The 16,345-nt window shown below is 67.5% G+C and carries 18 protein-coding genes; 9 read left to right on the top strand and 9 right to left on the bottom strand.

Going from position 1 to position 16,345, the window contains the following annotated elements; all coding sequences use genetic code 11:
- Positions 1-108: 108 nt before the first annotated feature.
- The 4 genes from QN239_RS23730 (at position 109) to QN239_RS23745 (ending at position 3,938) form a co-directional block, all read left to right on the top strand.
- Positions 109-849: a CDP-alcohol phosphatidyltransferase family protein gene (locus QN239_RS23730; protein ID WP_499014180.1), complete on the top strand. Its 741-nt coding sequence runs from the start codon at positions 109-111 to the stop codon at positions 847-849.
- A 62-nt stretch (positions 850-911) separates the two neighbouring features.
- A complete protein-coding gene (locus QN239_RS23735; RefSeq protein ID WP_499014181.1) occupies positions 912-1,523 on the top strand; it encodes a lysophospholipid acyltransferase family protein in 612 nt (203 codons plus the stop codon).
- Positions 1,507-2,355 (top strand): phosphatidate cytidylyltransferase, encoded by an 849-nt coding sequence (locus tag QN239_RS23740; protein ID WP_499014182.1) that lies wholly within the window; start codon positions 1,507-1,509, stop codon positions 2,353-2,355. The genes QN239_RS23735 and QN239_RS23740 overlap by 17 nt, the downstream gene beginning before the upstream one ends.
- Positions 2,352-3,938, top strand: coding sequence for an ABC transporter ATP-binding protein/permease (locus QN239_RS23745; RefSeq protein ID WP_499014184.1), 1,587 nt, complete (start codon positions 2,352-2,354; stop codon positions 3,936-3,938). The genes QN239_RS23740 and QN239_RS23745 overlap by 4 nt, the downstream gene beginning before the upstream one ends.
- Here QN239_RS23745 and QN239_RS23750 read toward each other — a convergent pair.
- The 7 genes from QN239_RS23750 to prfB are packed head-to-tail and all read right to left on the bottom strand — an operon-like array spanning position 3,935 to position 9,474.
- Positions 3,935-4,780, bottom strand: coding sequence for an EamA family transporter (locus QN239_RS23750; RefSeq protein ID WP_499016946.1), 846 nt, complete (start codon positions 4,778-4,780; stop codon positions 3,935-3,937). The two genes, QN239_RS23745 and QN239_RS23750, sit on opposite strands and share 4 nt — an antisense overlap.
- Positions 4,777-5,283, bottom strand: coding sequence for an SsrA-binding protein SmpB (gene smpB, locus QN239_RS23755; RefSeq protein ID WP_499014185.1), 507 nt, complete (start codon positions 5,281-5,283; stop codon positions 4,777-4,779). The genes QN239_RS23750 and smpB overlap by 4 nt, the downstream gene beginning before the upstream one ends.
- 2 nt (positions 5,284-5,285) lie before the next feature.
- Positions 5,286-6,179: a permease-like cell division protein FtsX gene (ftsX, locus tag QN239_RS23760; RefSeq protein WP_090355378.1), complete on the bottom strand. Its 894-nt coding sequence runs from the start codon at positions 6,177-6,179 to the stop codon at positions 5,286-5,288.
- Positions 6,180-6,869: a cell division ATP-binding protein FtsE gene (ftsE, locus tag QN239_RS23765; protein WP_090356209.1), complete on the bottom strand. Its 690-nt coding sequence runs from the start codon at positions 6,867-6,869 to the stop codon at positions 6,180-6,182. It abuts the gene before it with no gap.
- A 35-nt stretch (positions 6,870-6,904) separates the two neighbouring features.
- Complete coding sequence (locus QN239_RS23770; protein WP_499014187.1) at positions 6,905-7,441, bottom strand: Rv3103c family proline-rich protein; 537 nt, start codon at positions 7,439-7,441, stop codon at positions 6,905-6,907.
- Positions 7,438-8,346 carry a mechanosensitive ion channel family protein gene (locus tag QN239_RS23775; protein WP_235632763.1) on the bottom strand — a complete coding sequence of 303 codons (909 nt, stop codon included), beginning with the start codon at positions 8,344-8,346 and terminating at the stop codon, positions 7,438-7,440. The genes QN239_RS23770 and QN239_RS23775 overlap by 4 nt, the downstream gene beginning before the upstream one ends.
- A gap of 3 nt (positions 8,347-8,349) precedes the next feature.
- Positions 8,350-9,474 carry a peptide chain release factor 2 gene (gene prfB / locus QN239_RS23780; RefSeq protein WP_499014189.1) on the bottom strand — a complete coding sequence of 375 codons (1,125 nt, stop codon included), beginning with the start codon at positions 9,472-9,474 and terminating at the stop codon, positions 8,350-8,352.
- Between the two features lie 140 nt (positions 9,475-9,614).
- Between prfB and QN239_RS23785 the strand changes: the two genes are divergently transcribed.
- Positions 9,615-10,970 (top strand): FAD-dependent oxidoreductase, encoded by a 1,356-nt coding sequence (locus QN239_RS23785; RefSeq protein ID WP_499014191.1) that lies wholly within the window; start codon positions 9,615-9,617, stop codon positions 10,968-10,970.
- Here the strand turns inward: QN239_RS23785 and QN239_RS23790 are convergent, their stop codons facing one another.
- Entirely contained in the window at positions 10,971-11,378 is a 408-nt protein-coding gene (locus QN239_RS23790) for a PPOX class F420-dependent oxidoreductase (RefSeq protein ID WP_090355387.1), read from the bottom strand.
- A gap of 125 nt (positions 11,379-11,503) precedes the next feature.
- Between QN239_RS23790 and QN239_RS23795 the strand changes: the two genes are divergently transcribed.
- Positions 11,504-12,451 (top strand): type IV toxin-antitoxin system AbiEi family antitoxin, encoded by a 948-nt coding sequence (locus QN239_RS23795; protein ID WP_499014193.1) that lies wholly within the window; start codon positions 11,504-11,506, stop codon positions 12,449-12,451.
- Here QN239_RS23795 and QN239_RS23800 read toward each other — a convergent pair.
- Positions 12,448-12,795 (bottom strand): hypothetical protein, encoded by a 348-nt coding sequence (locus QN239_RS23800; RefSeq protein ID WP_499014194.1) that lies wholly within the window; start codon positions 12,793-12,795, stop codon positions 12,448-12,450. The two genes, QN239_RS23795 and QN239_RS23800, sit on opposite strands and share 4 nt — an antisense overlap.
- Before the next feature lie 24 nt (positions 12,796-12,819).
- Here QN239_RS23800 and hisN point away from each other — a divergent pair, with 24 nt between their 5' ends.
- From hisN to QN239_RS23815, 3 genes are all read left to right on the top strand, one after another.
- The gene (hisN, locus tag QN239_RS23805; RefSeq protein WP_499014195.1) at positions 12,820-13,596 is read left to right on the top strand and encodes a histidinol-phosphatase; all 777 of its coding nucleotides are present in this window, start codon (positions 12,820-12,822) and stop codon (positions 13,594-13,596) included.
- An 80-nt stretch (positions 13,597-13,676) separates the two neighbouring features.
- On the top strand, positions 13,677-15,053 hold the full coding sequence (locus QN239_RS23810; protein WP_499014197.1) for an acyl-CoA dehydrogenase family protein: 1,377 nt from the start codon (positions 13,677-13,679) through the stop codon (positions 15,051-15,053).
- 14 nt (positions 15,054-15,067) lie between these two features.
- Complete coding sequence (locus QN239_RS23815) at positions 15,068-16,276, top strand: acyl-CoA dehydrogenase family protein (protein WP_499014199.1); 1,209 nt, start codon at positions 15,068-15,070, stop codon at positions 16,274-16,276.
- Positions 16,277-16,345 lie beyond the last annotated feature (69 nt).

Raw genomic sequence — 16,345 nt, forward strand, 5'->3', positions numbered from 1 at the left:
TGCGCGTATCGACGGCACGTTCTCGTTTCGTGACAAGAATCCCCCAAGCACGTGGCCGCAACCTGTTCGTGACCAGGCGACAACGCCTCGACACGAAAGGAGCCAGCCATGAACCAGCATGTGCCCACCCCGCAGCGACGCCGCATGGCCGGACTCTATGCGCTCAAGCCGTGGTTCACCGCCCGCCTCGCCCCCATCCTCAATGCCGCCGTCGCCCATCGCATCTCACCTGACGTCTTCACCGCCGCCGGTGTGCTCGCCGCCGGGATTGCCGGCGTGTTCATCGCGCAAGGCTGGTGGCATCTGGCCGCGGTGTTCCTGGTGCTGCGACTGGCCGGCGCCAACCTCGACGGTGCCGTCGCCCGCGCCCGCGGCGTCAGCCGGCCGTGGGGTTTCGTGGTCAACGAGATCGGTGACCGCACCGCGGATCTGCTCACCTTCGGCGGACTCGCGGTCTGGGCCGCCCGCCAGCACGGCCCCGGCCTGCATGTCCTGTCCTGGACCGTCCTGCAGGTGGTACTGGCCGCGCTGGCCGCGACGCTGCCCACTTTCGCATCGCTGGCCGCCGCCGGAGCGGGCGCCACCCGCGTCAACGGCGGCCCGCTCGGCAAAACCGAACGGTGCGTGTTCACCGTGCTGGCCACCGCGTTCCCCGGCCTCATGCCCATCCTGCTGGCCCAGCTGGTCAACGGGTCGCTGATCACCACCGCGCTGCGGTTGCGCAGTGCGCACCGCGAGCTGAACGCACGGGCCGTCGCCGACGAGGACCCGATCACCGTGCCGATGACCCGCCCGCGGATCGTCGTCTCCAACATCCCGACCCGGCCGATGCGGGCGGTGGCGGCATGAGCGAGGCTCGCCGAGCGAATCGGCGATCTGGCATGCGGATGCCGAGCCTGCGAGGCAACCGCATGAGCGGCGCCGGCTTCCTACGGCACTGGCTGTGGCGCACGGTCTGCGACGCCTCGGGCGGATTGACCGTCACCGGCCGTTGGCAGGTCGGCGGGGGCGCCGTGATCGTCGCCAACCACTCCTCCCACGCCGACACCGCGGTGCTGCTGGCCGCCCTGCCCCCTGCGGCGAAGGTGAAATTCGCTGCGGCCGCGGACTACTGGTTCGATGTCCCGGCCCGCCGGCTGGTCGCCACCTCGCTGATCGGGGTGCTGCCGCTGCGTCGCTCCGGCGACGGCGGCTACACCGCCCTGTGTGATGCCGCGGGTCCGCTGCTCGACGCGGGCCACACCGTGGTCATCTATCCCGAAGGCACCCGGTCCACCGACGGCAGCATCGCCGAATTCCGTTCCGGCGCCTTGCGCCTGGCTCGTGACTTCGGTGTGCCGATCGTGCCGGTGGCCCTGTTGGGTACCGCCGATGTTCTGCCCAAGGGCGGCAGGTTCTCCCCCGGCTCCCCGATGGAGGTCCGTATCGGCGATCCCGTCGACCCGCATGACACCACCGCCGCCCAGTTGCGCGCCGAGGTCGTGCAACTCGCTACCGGAGTGCGTCATGCCCTCGCTGCTTGACACCGTGCACTTCGACCGGGGCCCCTGGTTCCTGCCGATCCTGACGGTGAGCATCCTGGCCGTTGCCGGTGTCGCGGTGCTGATCTCGCGCAAACCCGAGCTGGTCCGCAAATGGCGCACCTGGGTACTGATCGCCCCCGCCGTCGGTGTCCCAACCGTCCTCGGCCCGGGCACCACCGCCGCGTTCGCCGCGGCACTGGCCGTGGTGGCCGTCATCGAGTACTGCCGGCTGGTCCGGCTGAGCCGTGCCGACACCGTCGTCCTCATCGCACTCGCGGTCGCCTACCCGCTGGCAGCCTGGCTGCGTCCGACCCTGCTGGACCTCACCCCGCTGCTGGTGCTGCTGTGCGCGGCGCCCGCAGTGCTGTCCGGTGATATCGAAAACGGCGCGCGGCGTACCGCTTTCACCGCCTTCGGGTCGATCTGGATCTGCTGGGCGCTGGCACATCTGGTGCTGGTCTGGCCGGATGCCTTCCTGGTGTGCTTCGCGGTCGCCGCGACCGACGTCGCCGCCTGGTGCGGCGGAAAAGGGTTGCGCTTCATGGCCTGGGCGCGGCGCCCCATCTCCCCGCTGAGCCCGAACAAGACCCTCGGCGGTGTGGTCGGCGCGCTGCTCGGCGCCACGGCGGTGCTGTTCCTGCTCGGCACCGTCTCGGTCGGACTGGTCCTGGCCATCGCACTCGGCGGCCTGTTCGGCGATCTGCTCGAATCGATGCTCAAGCGTCAAGCTCGCGTCAAGGACGCCGGCGACTGGCTGCCCGGATTCGGTGGCCTGCTCGACCGCATCGATTCTCTCCTGCTGGCCCTCCCCCTGGTGTACGTGCTGACATGACCACACGATTGACCGATCCCAGCCTCGTCGTCCACGACGTCACCCTCGACACCCGCCTGGACTCGGTGTCGTTCTCGGCCGCGCCCGGCACGCTCACCGCGCTCATCGGGCCGTCCGGTGCGGGCAAGTCGACCCTGGCGCAGACCCTGGCCGGTGCCATCGCACCGGATTCGGGGATAGTGCGTTTCGACGGTTCCGTCGGCATGGTCCCGCAAGACGACATCGTGCACGGAAAGCTCACCGTCGCACAGGCATTGCAGTACGCGGCCGAACTGCGCGGCGCCGGCCCGCAGGCCATCGCCGAGGTGCTCGCCGAACTGGAGATGACACCTCACGCCGGCACCCGCATCGACGCACTGTCCGGCGGGCAACGCAAACGGGTCTCGGTCGCCATCGAACTGCTCACCGACCCGGCGCTGCTGATCCTTGACGAGCCCACCACCGGCCTGGATCCCGCATTGGATCGCCAGGTGATGACGATGCTGCGCGCCCTCGCCGACGCCGGCCGGATCGTCATCGTGGTCACGCACTCATTGGCCTTCCTGAACGTCTGTGATCAGGTGCTGCTGTTGGCACCCGGCGGGCGGACCGCCTACTGCGGCACACCCGTCGATCTCGGGCCGGCGATGGGCAGCACCGACTGGGCCGAGATCTTCGCCGGCCTGTGCGCCGATCCCGAAGGGGCGCAACGGCGTTACCTGGGCCGCCGCTGGGCGCCCAGCCCGCCGCCCCGGCTGCGCCTCATCACACTCGCACCCAAGCCGTTGCCCGAAAAGGTCACGCCGCGCGACCAGTTCTTCATCCTGGCCCGCCGCCAGCTGCGGCTGCTGCTCGCCGACCGCGGTCCTTTGGCCCTGCTGGCCGTGCTGCCGCTGCTCGTCGGGATCTTGCCGCTGACGGTGTCCGGGCATGCCGGGTTTCTCACCGCGGCCGCGTCGGCGCCGTTCGAAGCCAAACAGGTGATCGCCCTGACCAACTTCGCCGCCATCCTGATGGGCGTCACGCTGACGGTGCGCGACCTGACCAACGAGCGGGCGCTGTTCCGCCGCGAGCAGGCGGCCGGGTTGTCGACGACCGCCTATCTGCTGGCCAAGATCGCCGTGTTCGGCGCGGTCGCCGTCGCGCAGTCGGTGGCGCTGGTGCTGATCGTCCGCCTCGGCAAGCCGGGACCGGCCGGCGCGTCGGCGCTCGGCAACCCACTGCTCGAGCTCCTCGTCGGTGTCGCGGCCGCGGGTCTGGTCGCCGCGATCCTCGGCCTGGCCATCTCGGCGCTGGCCCGCACCGCCGATCAGGTGATGCCGCTACTGGCGGTGACCCTTACCGCGCAACTGGTGCTGGCCGGCGGGTTCATCCCGGTGACGGGCCGGCCGGCGCTGTCGGTACTCGCAGCGCTGACCCCGGCCCGCTGGGGCTTCTCGGCGACGGCCTCGACCTCGGATCTGAGCAACTCGGTGGTCGGGATCGCCCAAGACGGGCACTGGCAGCACACCGCCAGCGCGTGGTGGTTCGACATGGTCATGCTCGGGGTGCTGGCGATCGGGTTCGCCGGCATCGCGCGGTGGCGGTTGCGGCCCGGGAACTAGCCGCCGGCGATCATGGCGACCGCGGCCAGCGCGGCGACCATCCCGACCACCTGCCAGCGCGTCACCTTCTCCTTGAGCACCAGCAGCGCCAGCGCGACGGTGCCCGCCGGATACAGCGAGATGAGCACTCCGGTCAACGACAGCAGGGAGTTCTGTAAAGCCCACAGCATGGCTATGTTGGCGACGGTATCCAGCACACCGGCCGACAGCGCCAGCCACAGCGGCACCCCGGTCGGCACCCGCAACTGCCCGGCGACCAGGGCGATCAGCACCACCATCACCGAGGCGGCGATCCGGGCGAACACCAGCGGCCATAACCCGGCGTCGTGCGGGGCCTCGTTGATCACCACGAAGTTCAGTCCGAAGGCCAGGCCGGACCCGACCGTCAACCACGCCACCTTGGTGGTGAACCGGTGTTCGGTGACATCCTCATCGCTCACACCCCGGGACACCAGCACCACCGCGACCAGGGCCACCGCGATCCCGGCGAGGGCCACCGCGCTGGGGCGCTCGCCCATCAGCACGCCGAAGCCGACCGGGACGCCGGCCACCAGGATCGCGGTCAGCGGGGACACCACCGAGATCGGGCCCGAACCCAGCGCGGCGTAGAACCACCACACCCCGAATGCCTGGCAGAACCCGCACAGCAGACCCCACCACACCGCAGGGCCCGTCACGTGCCCGTCGACGAACAGCGCCAGCAAGCTCAGCAACACCATCGCCAGCGGGTAGGACACGATGACCACGCGTAGCGCGGCGACCCGGCGCGAGGCGATGCCGCCGACAAAGTCGCTCACGCCGTACCCGGCGGCCGAGACCAGCGCGAGCACTACGCCGATCAGCGCATGCCCTTGTTGCGCCGGCCCAGCTCGCGGGTGATCTCGCGCTGCGCGTCGCGCTTGGCCAGATCCTGACGTTTGTCGTGGGCCTCTTTACCGCGGGCCAGCGCGAGCTCCACCTTCACCTTGCCGTCGGTGAAATACAGCGACAGCGGCACCAGAGTCAGGTTGCCGTCGCGAATCTTGCCGACCAGGTTGTCGATCTCACGCCGGTGCAGCAGCAGTTTGCGATTGCGCCGCGGCGCGTGGTTGGTCCAGGTGCCGTGGTGATATTCGGCGATGTGCAGGTTGCGCAGCCAGATCTCGCCGTCGTCGATGGTGGCGAACGCGTCGACCAGCGACGCCTGACCTTCGCGCAGGCTCTTCACCTCGGTACCCACCAGCACCACCCCGGCCTCGTACACATCCAGGATCGAATAGTTGTGCCGGGCTTTGCGGTTGGTCGCAACAACCTGGTTGTTGGCCTTGTCGGCAGCTTTGTCGGGCTTCTTACTCTTGGTAGCCATCTCTATCTTCGGACGTACAGGCGCAACGTGACGTAGGACGTGAGCCCCGCCATCGCCACGCCGACGAATAGCAGGGCGGGGGTGATGTAGAAAATGTCAGCGTAGTCGATGGGCGCAATCAAATTAGCCTGCGTGAACTGGCTCAGCGCCTTGTCCAGGAACAATGCCCGCACCACGACCAGGCCGAGGATCGCGAGCAGCACACCGATCAGCGCGGCCAGCATCGCCTCGACGAGGAACGGCAACTGGGTGTACCAGCGGGTGGCGCCGACCAGCCGCATGATGCCGATCTCGGTGCGCCGGGTGTACGCCGCGACCTGAACCATGTTGGCGATCAGCAGCACCGCACCGATGGCCTGCACCAGCGCGACCGCGAACGCGACACTGCTGATCCCGTCGAGCACGGCGAACAGCCGGTCGATCAGGTCCTTCTGGTTGAGCACGTTGAGCACACCGGGCTGGCCCTGCATGGCCACGTCGAAGTCTTTGTGCTGCTCGGGGTTGTCGAGCTTGACGATGAACGACGCCGGGAACGCGTCCTTGCCGGCGACGTCCTTGTACTGCGGGAACTTCCTGATCGCGTCGTCGTAAGCCTGGTCCCGGTTCAAGAACCGCACCGACTTGACGTCATCGCGCGCCTCGATCTGGGCGCGTAGCGCCTTGCACGGATCCGAGTCGCAGGTCAGGTCGTTGGCCGACACGTCGTTTGTGAGGAAGACCTGGCTTTCCACCCGGTCCAGGTAGATGGTGCGGGAATGGTCGGCCAGCAGTACCACCAGCAGACCACCACCGAACAGACCGATGGAGATGGCCGTCGTCAGGATCATCGCCACCGTCATGGTGACATTGCGACGAAAACCGGTCAGAACCTCATTGATGAGGAAGCCAAAACGCACTTAGCGATCCATTCCGTAGACGCCGCGCTGTTCGTCGCGGACAAGCCGGCCCAGTTCGAGCTCGATGACGCGCTGACGCATGGAGTCCACGATGTGGTGGTCATGCGTCGCCATCAGCACGGTGGTGCCGGTGCGGTTGATCCGCTCGAGCAGATCCATGATGTCTTTACTGGTCTCGGGGTCCAGGTTGCCGGTGGGCTCGTCGGCCAGCAGCACCAGCGGACGGTTCACGAACGCCCGTGCGATCGCCACCCGCTGCTGCTCGCCACCGGAGAGCTCGTGCGGCAGCCGGTTGGCCTTGCCGGACAGTCCGACCATTTCCAGCACGTCGGGCACCACCCGGTTGATGACATCGCCGCGCTTGCCGATCACCTCCAGTGCGAAGGCCACGTTGTCGAACACCGTCTTCTGCTGCAGCAGCCGGAAATCCTGGAACACGCAGCCGATCACCTGGCGCAGGCTTGGGATGTGCCGGCCGGAGAGCTTGTTGACGTGGAACTTCGACACCCGGATATCACCCTTGGACGGGTGTTCGGCGGCCAACAGCAGACGCATGAACGTCGACTTGCCCGACCCCGACGGTCCGATGAGGAAGACGAACTCGCCCTTGTCGATCTTGAGCGACACATCGTCGAGCGCGGGCCGCGCCGAGGATTTGTACTGCTTGCTCACTTTGTCGAGCGTGATCATCACGGCACGCCAGTGTAGCCGGAAGGTGACGCGTGTCAGCTGGCGCTGCGTGCGGGCGGCACCGGTGTCGCGGGCGCCGCGTTCGGATCGACCGTCGTCTGCGTCGTCACCGCCGGGGCCGGCCCCGGGATGACGGGCAAGGTCAGCGGCGGAATCGGACCGGGCCCGTCCGGGTCGATCACCGTCGTGGTCGGCGCCGCCGGAGTGGACGTCGTTGTGGTCGGCGGCACACCCGGGGTGGTGGTGGTGGTGGTGTCGGTCGCCTCGGTGGTCGTGGTCGGCTCGGTCGTCGTCGGAGTCGGGGTGGTGGTCGTCGTGGTGCGTGTGGTGCGCGGCGACTCCACGTTGGTACGCGGCACCCAGGTGTACTCGGGGTCGGGCACGAAGCCGGGCGGCACCACCTGCTGCGCCGGGACCGCCGGCGCCGGCGGCGGTGGCTGATAGGTGTTGTACAGCCACCAGGTGAAGAAGAACGCGACAATCAACCCGAAGGTGGAGGTGCGCACCCGGCCCCAGAACAGATAGGTGGGCCAGTGCCGGTTCTCGCCTTCGCGACGCAGTCTGAATTTCACTGGTGCGGCTCCTGCGGCACCACCGGGGCCAAGGCCGCGGACTCGGCGGGTGAGGCGATACCCGCCCCGGCCAGAGCGGCGATCACCAGCAGCCGCAGCCGGCGGCCCACCTCGAACTGCTTGCCCGGCAGCGTGCGGGCCACCATGCGCAGGTTCACGGTGTCGACCTGGATGCTCTCCACACCCATGAGCTGCGGCTTGTCCAACAGCAGTTCCCGCATCTGCGGATCGTTCATGGCGGACTCGCACACCCCGTTGAGCAACTCGTTGACGGTGTGCAGGTCGGCGGTGGTCGGCACGGGGATGTCCACCACCGCGCGGGCCCAGTCCTTGGACAGGTTCACCGTCTTGACGATCTGGCCGTTCGGGATGGTGAGCATCTCGCCCTCCGACGAGCGCAGCTTGGTCACCCGCAGTGTCACGTCGATCACCGTGCCCTCGGCGGGCAGCGCGATACCGGAGACGGTCAGCGCGACCAGGTCACCGAAGCCGTACTGCTTCTCGGTGATGATGAAGAACCCCGACAGCAGATCCTGTACCAGCCGCTGGGCGCCGAAACCGAGCGCGGCACCGATCACGGCGGCCGGTGCCACCAGGGAGGCGATCGGGATGGCCAGGATGTCGGTGAATTCGACGAAGACGATGACGACGAGCATCGCGATGGTCACCCAGGAGATGACCGAGGCGACGGCCTGACGGTGCTTGGTGGTCTCCGAGCGCACCAGGGCGTCGCTCTCGCGGAAGTCCGCATCGATGCGCTGGGTGATCTTCTGCGCGATCCAGTTGACGAACCGGGCGGCCAGCATCGCGGCGAGCACAAGCATGACAATCCGCAGGCCGCGGGTCAGGATCCATTCACCGATCTGACCGTGCCAGAAGTTGTGCCACTGCTGGGACCAGTTCAAGGGCTACTTCTCGTCATCGTCTTTGCGGTTGCGCCAACGGATTCCCGCTTCCAGGAAGCCGTCGATATCGCCGTCGAGGACGGCGGACGGACTACCCACCTCGTATTCGGTGCGCAGGTCTTTCACCATTTGATACGGGTGTAGCACGTATGAGCGCATCTGGTTGCCCCAGGAGCTGCCGCCGTCACCCTTGAGGGCGTCCATCTCGGCGCGTTCCTCCAAGCGCTTGCGTTCCAGCAGCTTGGCCTGCAGCACCCGCATGGCCGACACCTTGTTCTGCAGCTGCGACTTCTCGTTCTGGCAGGTGACGACGATGCCGGTCGGGATGTGGGTGAGGCGTACCGCGGAGTCGGTGGTGTTCACCGACTGCCCACCGGGGCCGCTGGAGCGGTAGACGTCCACCCGTAGATCCCCTTCCGGGATGTCGATGTGGTCGGTGGTCTCCACCACGGGCAGCACCTCGACATCGGCGAACGAGGTCTGGCGTCGGCCCTGGTTGTCGAACGGGCTGATGCGCACCAGCCGGTGCGTCCCCTGTTCCACCGACAGCGTGCCGTAAGCGTACGGCGCGTGCACGGCGAAGGTGGCGCTCTTGATACCGGCCTCTTCGGCGTAGGAGGTGTCGAAGATCTCGACGGGATACTTGTGCGCCTCGGCCCAGCGGATGTACATCCGCATCAGCATCTCGGCCCAGTCCGCGGCGTCCACCCCGCCCGCCCCGGAGCGGATCGTCACGACGGCTTCACGTTCGTCGTATTCCCCGGACAGCAGGGTGCGGACCTCGAGTGCCTCCAGGTCCTCGCGCAGCTGCGCCCGCTCGGAGTCTGCCTCCTCCAGGGCCGCCGTACGAGCTTCCTGGTCTTCCTCTTCGGCGGCCATTTCGTAGAGCACCGGCAGATCGTCGATGCGCTGGCGCAGCTCCTCGACCCGGCGCAGCTCGCTCTGGGCGTGCGACAGGCTGCTGGTCACCTTCTGCGCATTGGCCTGGTCGTTCCACAGGTTCGGATCGGTGGCCTCGGCCTCGAGCGTGGCGATGCGCGCGCGCAGACCGTCGACATCGAGCACCCGCTCCACGGTGGTGAGCGTTCCGTCGAGTGCGGCGATATCTGCAAGTAGGTCTGGATCCACGAAAGTTCAGGGTACCGGCCGCTTATCCAGAGTCCGCCCTCGATCGGCGCGGCGCGGCTAGCATCGGCCTGGTAACCGCTGCGGCGACGTCGCGACAGCCCCTTGCGCGCCGCCGGTCAGCCTCACGAAAAGGCTCGCACATGCGCCCGTACCACGTGGCGATCGTCGGCTCGGGACCCTCCGGGTTCTTCGCCGCCGCATCGCTGTTGAAGTCCGCCGATGCGTCGCAGGATCGGGAGATTCGCGTCGACATGTTGGAGATGCTCCCCACGCCGTGGGGCCTGGTGCGCTCGGGCGTGGCGCCCGATCATCCGAAGATCAAGTCGATCAGCGCGCAGTTCGCGAAGACATCGGAGGACCCGCGGTTCCGCTTCTTCGGCAACATCACCGTCGGTGAGCATGTGCAGGCCGCAGAGTTGGCGCAGCGCTACGACGCGGTGGTCTACGCCGTCGGCGCGCAGTCCGACCGGGCCCTGGGCATCCCCGGTGAGGACCTGCCCGGCAGTGTCGCCGCCGTCGACTTCGTCGGCTGGTACAACGCCCACCCGCACTTCCAAGGCATCGCACCGGACCTCAACGCACAGCGCGCCGTGGTGATCGGCAACGGCAATGTGGCTCTGGACGTGGCGCGGATCCTGATCAGCGATCCGGAGATCCTGGCGCAGACCGATATCGCCGACCACGCGCTGGACTCGCTCGGGGTCCGCGGTGTGCAGGAGGTGATCGTGGTCGGTCGGCGCGGGCCTGTGCAGGCCCCGTTCACGACGCTGGAACTACGCGAGCTCGGCCACTTGGAACAGATGGCCGAGGTGGACATCGTGGTGGACCGAGCCGATTTCGACGCCATCACCGACGAGGAGCTGGAGGCGGCCGGCAAGGCCGTCAAGCAGAACGTGAAGGTGCTGCGCGAGTACGCCGAGATGGACCCGGGCGGAGCGAAGCGCAGGGTGGTCTTCAAGTTCGCCACCTCACCGATCGAGATCCGTGGCGACGGCCGCGTCGAGTCGATTGTGTTGGGGCGCAACGAGCTGGTGAACGAGGGCAACCGGGTGGTCGCCAAGGACACCGGGGAGCGCGAGGAGATTCCGGTACAGCTGGTGGTGCGCGCGGTCGGCTACCGCGGGGTGCCGCTGAGTGGGCTGCCGTTCGACGACCGCTCCGGCACCATCCCGCACACCGACGGTCGCGTCGAGGGTTCACGCAACGAGTACGTGGTGGGCTGGATCAAGCGCGGCCCCTCGGGCGTGATCGGTTCGAACAAGAAGGATTCGGCGGATACCGTCACCACGTTGCTGGCCGGGCTCGGCGAACCCGGTTTTCCCGCCGACCATTCCGAGGTACTCGTCGAGTGGTTGCTGTCGCGGCAACCCAAGCTCGTCACCGACGATCACTGGCAGCGCATCGACGCCCACGAGCGCGCCACCGGCGAGGCTCAGCACCGGCCCCGCGTGAAGCTGGTCAGCGTCGCCGACATGCTGGGCATCGCGCACGGCTGATCACCCACCCATGGGCGGGGTGATCTTGTCCGCTTCGATGGTGACGATGAGCCTTGTCTCGTCCGGGTTTCCGCTGAAGTTCGGGTACGGGATCCCGAGGTACTTGTGGGAGATCTCGTCGATGCTCTCCCTGCCACCCTCGGTGGTGACGGCGCTGACCCGCCCGCGGACCGCGTAGAACCGGCGGATGTCGTCGGGGTCGGCGATGTTCACCGCCACGCGTGGGTCGCGCGCGATGTTCCGCGCCTTCTGGTGGCCGTCGACGATGTTGATGACGACGTGTTCGCCGTCGGTGTGTACCCAGGTCTCGGTGAGCTGCGGTGACCCGTCCGGCATCAATGTCGCGACGAAGCACGGGCTGGGCTTGCGCAGCAGGTCGAGCAGGTCTTCGGGCAGCGGCTGGGGCATGAATGTCAGCGTAGCCATCCCCCGCCCGTCCGCGAGATTGCCGTTATTGCGGACGCCACTCGCACTTGTGCACAACAACGGCAATGTCGACGAGTTCTGTCGGCACGCGGGGTGAACATCCCGGTATGAGGAAACTCATCGTGGGCACGCAGGCCCTGGCGCAGGGCTCAGTCACGCCACACGAACTGCGCCGCCACCACGACCGCGTCCACCGCGACGTCTATGCGCCCAGGGGTCACGAATTGACCCTCGACGAGCGCATCGACGGCGCCTTCCTTCGCTCCCGCAAGCTGGGAGTCATCGCCGGCCTCGCCGCATCGGCACTGCACGGCGCCCGCTGGATCGATATGGACATCGATGTCGAGATGATCTGGACCATCAGCCGGCCGCCGCCTGGGATCGTCGTGCGGCGCGACCGACTCGGCGCCGACGAGGTGATGGTCGAGGATTGCGTCCGGGTGACAACGCCTGCCCGTACCGCGTTAGACCTGGGCCGATACCGGCCGCGGACCGAGGCGCTCGCCCGGATGGACGAGCTCAAGCGCGTCACGGCGTTCGACATCGCGGACGTGTCCATGTTGGCGGAGCGCTATCGCGGCGTCCGCGGGCTCAAACAACTGCGGGCGATATTGCCCCTCGTCGACGGCGGCGCGGCCTCACCTCAGGAAAGCCGCCTGCGCTTGTTGTTCCTCGACACGGGCTTCCCGCGGCCGGTCACCCAGATCCCCATCCTGGACGGCCGCAGGTTGCTGCGCACCGTCGACATGGGCTGGGCGGAGCATCTGGTCGTCGTCGAGTACGACGGAGATCAACACCGCACCAACCGGTTTCAGTACGTGAAAGACCTACGCATAATCCCCCGGATCGAACGACTCGGGTGGAACGTCGTGCGGGTGATCAAAGAGGACAGCGACTGGGAGATCCTGGAACGGACGTATCGCACTCTGCTCGCCCACGGTTGGGACGGGAAACTCGGCCCACCACATCCGTCGCGGGCCCGGCTCGCCGCGAGATTGCAGTTGCTGCGGCGTGCACTCGTTCTTTCGGCCGATAACCGCAATCTCGCGGGTTAGGACAACTCGCCCGGGTGGTCGGGCACCTGCGACGGGGCGAACCGCCAGTTGTCGGGATTCTTCGGTGAGTAGACGACGGGGATCAACTGGCCCACGGTCGGCCAATTCTCGACGTCGACCGCCAGCTGCTGATACACCACGTGTTCGGCCACGGTGGGGCCGTTGATCACGCCGGTGATCGTGACGAACTGTTCACCGGTGGCGTCCGGGCGGGGGCTCAGACCGGTCACCAACAGCTGGCCGGACTGCCAATCGCCGGGAGCGCCCCGTCGGTTGCGCAGCCGCGGCACGACGATCAGGACCAACGCGCCGACCAACAGCAACAGCAGAGCGAATTCCCACATAGCCCCCATGGTAGGACTGCAGCCATGAGTACCGATCTCACGCTCGCCCTGCAGCTCGCCGACCAGGCCGATGCGCTCACCATGGAGCGCTTCGGCGCGCTGGACCTGCGCGTCGAGACAAAACCGGATCTGACCCCGGTGACCGACGCCGACCAGGGCGCCGAGCAGGCGTTGCGCGCGGCACTGGCGCAGGCGCGGCCCACGGACGCGGTGTTCGGCGAAGAGTTCGGTGGTGCAACAACTTCCGGGACGACAGCGGGCCGCATCTGGATCATCGATCCGATCGACGGCACCAAGAATTTCGTGCGCGGGGTGCCGGTGTGGTGCACGCTGATCGCTTTGGTCGACGACGGTGTGCCGGTGGTCGGAGTGGTGAGCGCACCAGCGCTGGGCCGGCGCTGGTGGGCCGCCGCCGGCGAGGGTGCGTACGCGTCGTTCAACGGGGCGACCCGCCGGATTCAGGTGTCCGGCGTGACCGAACTGAGCGCGGCCAGCCTGTCCTACTCCGACCTCACCACCGGGTGGGAGGACCGCCGTGAGGAGTTCGTGGCACTCACCGACGAGGTGTGGCGGGTGCGGGCCTACGGGGATTTCTGGTCGTACTGCCTGGTCGCCGAGGGCGCGGTCGACATCGCCTGCGAGCCCGAGGTGAAGGTGTGGGACATCGCGCCGTTGGACGTCCTCATCAGGGAAGCAGGCGGAACCTTCACCAGCGTGGACGGCCGGCCCGGCCCGCACGGCGGCAGCGCGCTGGCCACCAATGGCCTTTTGCACGACCAGGTTCTGCGCCGTCTGGTGTGAACTTAGTAACAGGTTTCGCCGATCTTACTCGGGAGTAAGATACGGTCATGGCACACCGCACCTACTAGACGAGGCTGCACATGACCCAGATCGAATCCCGCCCCAAGCGCACCGGACCCGAGAGTGCCATCGGGCTGCAAAAGCACAAGCGGACAGCGACCGATATCGGATTGGCGCTGATCACCCCCATCGTCGGCCAGGAATTCCTGGACCGCTACGGCCTGCGCGATCCGCTCAACAAGGGCCTGCGCTACGGCGTCAAGACGGCGTTCTCCGCCGCCGGCGCCTCGACGCGCCAGATCAAGCGCATCCAGGGGCTCGGCAAGCCGGCCACCCGGCTCAAGCCCAGCGGATCCGACTACTTCGACCTCACGCCCGACGAGGATCAGAAGCTGATCGTCGAAACCGTCGAGGAGTTCGCCGCCGAGATCCTGCGCCCCGCCGCGCACGACGCCGACGATGCCGCGACCTACCCCGGTGACCTGATCGCCAAGGCAGCCGAACTCGGCATCACCGCCATCAACATCCCCGAGGATTTCGACGGGATCGCTGCCCACCGGTCCACCGTCACCACCGCGCTGGTCGCCGAGGCGCTGGCCTACGGCGATATGGGCTTGGCCCTGCCGATCCTGGCGCCCGGTGGCGTCGCCTCGGCCCTGACCCACTGGGGCAGCGCCGACCAGCAGGCCACGTACCTGCCCGAGTTCGCCGGCGAGAACGTCCCGCAGGCCTGCGTCGCCATCACCGAACCGCATGCGCTGTTCGACCCGACCGCGCTGAAGACGACCGCGGTCCGCACCCCCAGCGGGTACCGGCTGTCGGGCGTCAAATCGCTGGTGCCCGCCGCCGCCGACGCCGAACTCTTCATCATCGGCGCCCAGCTCAACGGCAAGCCGGCGCTGTTCATCGTCGAATCGAAGTCCGAGGGCTTGACCGTCAAGGCCGACCCGAGCATGGGCATCCGCGCCGCCGCCCTGGGCAAGATCGAACTCGACAACGTCGCCGTCCCACTGCACAACCGGCTCGGCGAGGACGAGGCCACCGACAACGACTACTCGGAGGCTATCGCCCTGGCCCGATTGGGTTGGGCCGCACTGGCTGTCGGCACGTCACACGCCGTACTCGACTACGTCATCCCCTACATCAAGGAGCGCCAAGCGTTCGGTGAGCCCATCGCCAACCGCCAGTCGGTCGCGTTCATGGCCGCCAACATCGCCATCGAACTCGACGGGTTGCGGCTGATCACCTGGCGCGGCGCCGCGCGCGCCGAGCAGGGCCTGCCGTTCATCCGCGAGGCCGCGCTGGCGCGCAAGTTCGGCGCCGACAAGGGCATGCAGATCGGCCTGGACGGCGTCCAGCTGCTCGGTGGCCACGGCTACACCAAGGAACACCCGGTCGAACGCTGGTACCGCGATCTGCGGGCAATCGGTGTCGCCGAGGGTGTCGTGGTTCTCTAGAAGGGATTTGAGCAATGGCGATCAATCTGGAACTCCCGAAGAAATTACAAGCGGTCCTCGAGAAGGGACATCAGGGCGCAGCCGAGATGCTGCGGCCGATCTCCCGCAAGTACGACAAGGCCGAGCACGCCTACCCAGTCGAGCTGGACACCCTGTCCAGCCTCTTCGAGGGGATCTCAGAGGCCAAGACCCTCTCCCTGGCCGGCGCCGACGCGTTCACCGCCGGCGAGGGCTCCGAGAAGAACATCAACGGCGCCAACATGTCTGCCCTGTTGAATGCGCTGGAGGTCAGCTGGGGCGATGTCGCCCTGCTGCTGACGGTGCCCTATCAGGGCCTCGGCAACGCCGCCATCTCCAGCGTGGCCACCAAGGAGCAGCTGGAGCGTTTCGGCAAGGTGTGGGCCGCCATGGCCATCACCGAGCCGAGCTTCGGTTCCGACTCGGCGGCCGTGTCGACGACGGCCACTCTCGACGGCGATGAATACATCATCAACGGCGAGAAGATCTTCGTGACGGCGGGCTCCCGGGCCACCCACATCGTGGTGTGGGCGACCGTGGACAAGTCGCTGGGCCGGGCGGCCATCAAGTCGTTCGTGGTGCCACGCGAGCATCCCGGCGTGATCGTCGAACGCCTCGAGCACAAACTCGGCATCAAGGCCTCCGACACCGCCGTGATCCGCTTCGACAACGCCCGCATCCCGAAGGAGAACCTCCTCGGCGATCCGGAAGTCAAGGTGGACAAGGGCTTCGGCGGCGTCATGGAGACCTTCGACAACACCCGGCCCATCGTGGCCGCGATGGCTGTCGGCGTCGCCCGGGCGGCGCTGGAGGAACTGCGCACCATCCTCACCGACGCCGGGATCGAGATCTCCTACGACAAGCCCGCACACGCGCAGAGCGCCGCCGCCGCGGAATTCCTGCGTATGGAGGCTGACTGGGAAGCCGGCTACCTGCTGACGGTGCGCTCGGCATGGCAGGCCGACAACAAGATCCCGAACTCCAAGGAAGCCTCGATGGGTAAGGCCAAGGCCGCCCGGGTAGGTACCGACATCACCCTCAAGACCGTCGAAATGGCCGGCACTGCAGGCTATTCCGAAGAGGCGCTGCTGGAGAAGTGGGCGCGTGATTCGAAGATCCTGGACATCTTCGAGGGCACGCAGCAGATTCAGCAGCTGGTCGTCGCGCGACGGCTGCTCGGGCTGTCCTCAGCCCAGCTGAAGTAACGTCACGACGTTGGCGGCGCCCGTACGGAGTTTCGTGCGGGCGCCGTCGGCGTGCGCAGATTCGAGTAC

Origin of the sequence: Mycolicibacterium sp. Y3 (assembly GCF_051188035.1) — a bacterium.
Classification (GTDB): domain Bacteria; phylum Actinomycetota; class Actinomycetes; order Mycobacteriales; family Mycobacteriaceae; genus Mycobacterium; species Mycobacterium fluoranthenivorans.

Coding starts and splice junctions, on each gene's coding strand:
- QN239_RS23730 (WP_499014180.1), top strand. CDS start 109: ATGAACCAGCATGTGCCCACCCCGCAGCGACGCCGCATGGCCGGACTC.
- QN239_RS23735 (WP_499014181.1), top strand. CDS start 912: ATGAGCGGCGCCGGCTTCCTACGGCACTGGCTGTGGCGCACGGTCTGC.
- QN239_RS23740 (WP_499014182.1), top strand. CDS start 1,507: ATGCCCTCGCTGCTTGACACCGTGCACTTCGACCGGGGCCCCTGGTTC.
- QN239_RS23745 (WP_499014184.1), top strand. CDS start 2,352: ATGACCACACGATTGACCGATCCCAGCCTCGTCGTCCACGACGTCACC.
- smpB (WP_499014185.1), bottom strand. CDS start 5,283: ATGGCTACCAAGAGTAAGAAGCCCGACAAAGCTGCCGACAAGGCCAAC.
- ftsE (WP_090356209.1), bottom strand. CDS start 6,869: ATGATCACGCTCGACAAAGTGAGCAAGCAGTACAAATCCTCGGCGCGG.
- QN239_RS23785 (WP_499014191.1), top strand. CDS start 9,615: ATGCGCCCGTACCACGTGGCGATCGTCGGCTCGGGACCCTCCGGGTTC.
- QN239_RS23790 (WP_090355387.1), bottom strand. CDS start 11,378: ATGCCCCAGCCGCTGCCCGAAGACCTGCTCGACCTGCTGCGCAAGCCC.
- QN239_RS23795 (WP_499014193.1), top strand. CDS start 11,504: ATGAGGAAACTCATCGTGGGCACGCAGGCCCTGGCGCAGGGCTCAGTC.
- QN239_RS23800 (WP_499014194.1), bottom strand. CDS start 12,795: ATGTGGGAATTCGCTCTGCTGTTGCTGTTGGTCGGCGCGTTGGTCCTG.
- hisN (WP_499014195.1), top strand. CDS start 12,820: ATGAGTACCGATCTCACGCTCGCCCTGCAGCTCGCCGACCAGGCCGAT.
- QN239_RS23810 (WP_499014197.1), top strand. CDS start 13,677: ATGACCCAGATCGAATCCCGCCCCAAGCGCACCGGACCCGAGAGTGCC.
- QN239_RS23815 (WP_499014199.1), top strand. CDS start 15,068: ATGGCGATCAATCTGGAACTCCCGAAGAAATTACAAGCGGTCCTCGAG.